This window comes from Bacteroides cellulosilyticus DSM 14838 (genome assembly GCF_000158035.1).
Lineage (GTDB): Bacteria > Bacteroidota > Bacteroidia > Bacteroidales > Bacteroidaceae > Bacteroides > Bacteroides cellulosilyticus.
In genome coordinates this window covers 339,788-345,471 of the sequence record NZ_EQ973495.1, presented here as the reverse complement: position 1 = coordinate 345,471, position 5,684 = coordinate 339,788, and the positions used below count along the sequence as shown (strand labels likewise).

Below are 5,684 nucleotides of genomic sequence, written 5' to 3'. Positions count from 1 at the left end.
AAAAAACTCTCGCTACGGTGAGTATTTGATCTCAATAAAGCGAGAATTTGATGATTGTGGTGAATCTGTCTGTCAATCTCTAATTCTATCGCTGAACTATCCTGTCTGAGAGGTCTATATACGCTATTTTGAGCTAATAGTTCAAGCATTTGGAACGATCTTTCAAACCCTTCAGACCCAAATTCCCTAATTTTGCCATAGTTATTAATCTGCTAACAATACTATGGAATGAAGACGCACAAGATCTTACTTATCCTATTTGCCGCCTTTTCAGGCTGGTGTGGAACAATGAACGCCCAGGATGCCGATTTGAAGAAACGTATGAAAGATGCCGATCCGAAAGTGATAGGTACGCGTATAGTCAATAAGTTCCTGGTCACCCCTCATACCCGCTTTGGAAATCCGCGGGCGGAAAAAGCTCCCAATTATGTGACTTATCCTGATGCCTGCACCTGGTTGGGCGCCTTATGGTTCAGCAAAGCCGTGAAGAATAAAGATATGCAGCAACGGCTGAAGGAACGCTTTGACCCCTTGTTTACTACAGAACAGAATATGCTTCCCCGCATGGTGCACGTAGACTATAACGTGGTGGGTGCTGTTCCCCTCGAAATCTATATGCAGAAGTTGGGCGACCGGAAATATTTCGATCTCGGAATGAAATATGCCGATACCCAATGGGAAGTTCCTGCCGATGCCAAGCCGGAGGAGAAAGCGTATGCCGAGCAGGGCTATTCCTGGCAAACGCGTGTATGGATTGACGACATGTTTATGATAACCACCATACAGTCGCAAGCCTATCTGGCTACGGGTGACCGGAAGTATATAGACCGCGCCGCTGCTGAAATGGCGATGTATCTGGAGAAGATACAACGACCGAACGGTCTTTTCTATCACGCTCCCACAGCCCCTTTCTTCTGGGCACGTGGCAATGGCTGGATGGCTGCCGGAATGTCCCGTCTGCTTTCCGTACTTCCGAAAGATAATCCGAACCGTCCGGTTATTATGGAAGCCTATAAAAAGATGATGGTTACTTTACTCGAAAATCAGGACCCTGATGGAATGTGGCACCAATTGATTGATGAACCCGCTTCGTACAAAGAGACTTCCGGCACGGCAATGTTCACCTATGCCATGCTGGTGGGTGTGAAACACGGTTGGCTCGATAAGAAAACCTATGCTCCTGCCGCCACAAAAGGATGGCTGGCATTGGTTTCATATATCAATGATGAAGACGAGGTAACAAACGTATGCGAGGGAACCAATATCAAGAATGACAAGAACCATTACATGAACCGCAAACAAATCACCGGTGACCTGCACGCTCATGCTCCATTGTTATGGTGCGCTACGGAGTTGTTGACGAAATAAGCCTATCACATTTTTTTTGACCTATGAGAAAACATATTCTTTTGCTGATAACCTTGTTAGCAACCTTGGAAGTGACTGCGCAGAATAATGAGAACTTCTATTTCTCAAACCTGAATCTGAAAGATGGTTTGTCTCAGATCTCTGTGCTTAAAATATTCCAGGATACCAAAGGTTTCATCTGGTTTGGTACGCGCAACGGATTGAATCGTTATGATGGCAGTGAGTTCGTGATCTATAAACATGATCCGAAAGACTCTCTGACCTTGAGTGATAATCATATCTGGAGTTTGGCCGAAGATAACGACCGCAATTTGTGGATTGGTACGGCACGCGGATTGAATAAACTCGACCTGAAAACCAACCGTATCAAGCCGTTTGTTGACGAACGATACGGTGCTTTTGCCAAAAGTGAAGTACGCTGCCTGACGGTAGACTCCCGTAATCGCCTTTGGATAGGAACTACCAAGGGGCTGTACCTGTATGTGCCTGCAATGGATGTATTTCAGCGCATAGACCTGAACGGGAAGATCAAAGATGAATTCATCTCTGTAGTCTACGAAACGAAGCAGCATCAGATTCTGATAGGTACTTCTACGAAAGGCCTGTTTGTCTGCGATATGAACATGAAAGTGCAACGGCAGTTGACTACCCGGACGCCGGGACTTCATCTGCTTGGCAATAGTATCTCTACTATCTATGAAGATTCAAACGGAACGTTATGGGTGGGAAGCGGACTGAGCGGATTGTATTGCATAAACTTTGAGAAAGAGGAAATGGTAACCTACCATAAGGGTAACAGTATTCTGACGAGCAATAGCGTCAGAGCCATATCAGAGTTGCGCGGAATGTTGCTTATCGGTACATTCGACGGGCTATATACCATCGACCTCTCCACTAATTCTTTCTGGAAACATACGGATGCTTCCCTTGAAAAGGGGAATCTGAGCCACTTTTCCATTTATTCATTGTTTGTAGACAGGAGTCAGACGGTATGGGTGGGGACGTATGCCGGCGGAGTGAGTTTCTCCAGCCGCTTTAACAACCGCTTTGATTTCCATGATCCTGCTACGGTGTTTGATGCATTGTTTGGGATATACGGTTGTATGGTTTCCACTCCCGGTGGTTCTTTATATATGGCAACGGAGGGTAGAGGGCTGCTCGATTATAATCTGGAAAACAGACAGTATGCGTATTATCCGATAGATAAGGCTTCAAAGTTGCAGTACAGCCAGAATATTATAAAAGGGCTTCTGTTGGAAGATGATATACTTTGGTGCGGAACGAATAAGGGATCTATCTATCAATTCAATACCCGTACAAAGAAATATACGTTCTATTATCAGCTACCGGGGGAAATGTCCATTTACTCCATGCTTCGTGATAAGGATGATAGTCTGTGGATTATAACTTCCGATTCACGTATGGGAGTGATGCGCTTGTCGGATAAAAAGGAACTTCAGAAACACTTTCCTATTAATGGCGGAAAGGACAGTTGTCTGTTTGCCAGTTCGCGCTGCATACTGAAGTTGCGTGATGGGGTAATGTTGATTGGTAGTCGTAATGATGGTCTGATAAAGTACGATGTAAATAGGGAAGAGGTGGTTTACTATGATACGGATGAGAAAGAGCCTCATCGGTTGCTTAGTAATTATGTGACGGGTATTGTGCGTGATAGTTCTGGTCGTATCTGGATTGGTACGTTCGGCGGCGGTATTGCTTTGTACGAGGAAGAAAAAGGAATAGTAAAGACCGTAACGAAGGAACAGGGATTGATAGAGAATGATATTTGCTCCATTGTGGAAGATAGCGACAATAACCTATGGATCAGTGCGAGCAATGGCATTTCGAAATACAATCTGAAGACAGAGGAGTTTACCAATTACAATTCTCTGAATGGCATCGGAGTCTATGAGTTTACTCCCCATAGTGGTTTATTACTGCCCAATGGAGAAATCTGCTTTAGCGGTAATAATGGCTTTGTGACATTTAGTCCGCAGGAGTTGCAATTAAATTCTTTTGTACCGCCATTGGTATTCACGAAGTTGGTAGTGAATAACCAGGTGATTGAACCGGAAGATGAAACCGGAATATTGGACACCGTGCTGGACGGTATGGAAGAAATAGAGCTGAGTTATAATCAGAATAATATCTCTATCGGTTACTGCGCACTGAACTTTGTTTTTGCCCGGCAGAATCAGTATGCCACTTTCCTGAAAGGCTACGATAAAGATTGGAATTATATTGGCAATCGTCGGGAAGCTTACTATACGAACTTAAGTCCGGGAACCTATGTATTTGAAGTGAAGGCTTCTAATAATGATGGAGTCTGGAGTCAACAGACACGTAAGATACGCATCATTGTGCATCCACCCTTGTGGAAAACCTGGTATGCTTACCTGTTTTATGCCATTGCTTTTGTCTTTATAATGACACTCATCATGTATTATATATCGAAGAAGCAAAAGCTGGAGCGTGAATTGCAATTCAAGCAGAAGGAGAAACTGCAACTGGAAGAGTTCCATCAGGCGAAGATACGTATGTTTACCAATTTCTCCCATGAACTCCGCACTCCGCTTACATTGATTATTGCACCTTTACAGGATCTGGTGTCTATGCCGGAATTCTCTTCCAGTGTGAAGAATAAGCTGAGCCTGATATTCAGTAATGCTCAACGCCTATTGCTGCTCGTGAATCAGTTGATGGATCTGCGCAAGAACCAGGAGGGTAAATTGAAATTGCATATTGCCAAAACGGATATGAATCTGTTCTTACAAGAGATTTACTATGCCTTTAACCATCTTGCAGCAAAGAAATCCATAGAATTTACTTTTGAGAAGAGTGAAGAGAGAATGTCGGCATGGTTTGATAAGTCTATCGTGGAAAAGGTGGTCTTTAATCTCTTGTCCAATGCGATGAAGTTTACTCCGAATAATGGTAAAGTTGTGTTCTCATTGTCCCGGTGTACCTTTGCCGAACTTCCGTCGGAACAGCAGGCGGAATTGAATAAGATGCCTGCCGATACCAGGTTTGCCTGTCTCTCGGTTACCGATTCCGGAAAGGGTATTACGGAGGAAGATATGAAGAATATATTTGCACCTTTTTATCAGGGTGAAGATGACAATAAAGAGAATGTGGGTACGGGCATCGGTCTGAGTCTGACACGCTCAATCGTGCTTTTGCATAAAGGCACTATTTCCGTATCCCATAATCAGCCTACGGGTACGATCTTCAAGGTTTATATTCCGATCAGTAATTCTGCCTACGGCAAGGAGCAATTGGTGGAAGATGATGAAGGACAGGTCGTGGAGGATGTCATCCCATCGGGCAAAGAAATGCACTTTGAGATAGAAAAGAAGTGGACTGTACTTCTGGCGGAAGATAATGATGAAGTAAGAGCTTACGTCAAAGAATGTCTGGATCCTTATTTCTATGTGCTGGATGTAAATAATGGTAAGGATGCACTGGAACTAAGTATGGAAAAATATCCGGATTTGATACTGAGTGACATCATGATGCCGCAGATGGACGGACTGGAACTGTGTTCACGTGTGAAGCAGGATTTACAGCTTGGGCATATTCCGGTAGTACTGATGACAGCCAAGTCCATGGTGGTTCATATCAAGGAAGGCTTTTCGGTGGGCGCCGATGACTATATCGTGAAACCTTTCAGTATGGATGTGCTGATTTGCCGTATCAACAGTTTGCTGGAATCCCGTGAGAAACTGAAGAAACTATATGGAAAGAAGTTCTCTCCGGAAGCGATGGGTATTGAGATTGTTTCGGGGGATGATCGGTTTACGCAGAGTTTCTTTGAGATTATAGAGAAGAATATCTCTAATCCGGAGCTTGGAGTGGACTTGTTGAGCCAGGAGTTAGGTCTGAGCCGTGCCAACCTGTACCGGAAACTGAAAGCGGTAACGGAACTTTCTCCAACAGAGTTGATACGTAATAAACGTTTGGAGATAGCTGCCAAACTCTTATTGGAATCCAGTTATACGGTTTCTGAAATATCGGTCTACACAGGCTTCAATAGTCATGCTTATTTCACCAACTGCTTCAAGTCATTTTATGGCTATTCACCTTCAGAGTGGGTACAAAGGCATAATGATAAGGGAGAAACTCCCAAATAGCTTCTGTTTTGCATATCGTTTGGAATAGAATCTCAAATGAATAAGACAATATTGAAAGTTGCGCTAAGATAAATCGCCTATCTTAGCGCAATCTTTTTATGGAGAATTTTATCTTTAAATCAATATCAACATTAGTAAGAATAACTATTATGAAATTTAAAACAGGATTAGTATCATTATTGGTCG

2 protein-coding genes are annotated in these 5,684 nt (G+C 43.4%); both read left to right on the top strand.

Features of this window, described 5'->3' with window-relative positions:
• Window positions 1-228: 228 nt before the first annotated feature.
• The gene (locus BACCELL_RS23655) at window positions 229-1,368 is read left to right on the top strand and encodes a glycoside hydrolase family 88/105 protein (protein ID WP_007214662.1); all 1,140 of its coding nucleotides are present in this window, start codon (window positions 229-231) and stop codon (window positions 1,366-1,368) included.
• Between the two features lie 23 nt (window positions 1,369-1,391).
• Complete coding sequence (locus tag BACCELL_RS23650; protein ID WP_007214661.1) at window positions 1,392-5,498, top strand: hybrid sensor histidine kinase/response regulator transcription factor; 4,107 nt, start codon at window positions 1,392-1,394, stop codon at window positions 5,496-5,498.
• Window positions 5,499-5,684 lie beyond the last annotated feature (186 nt).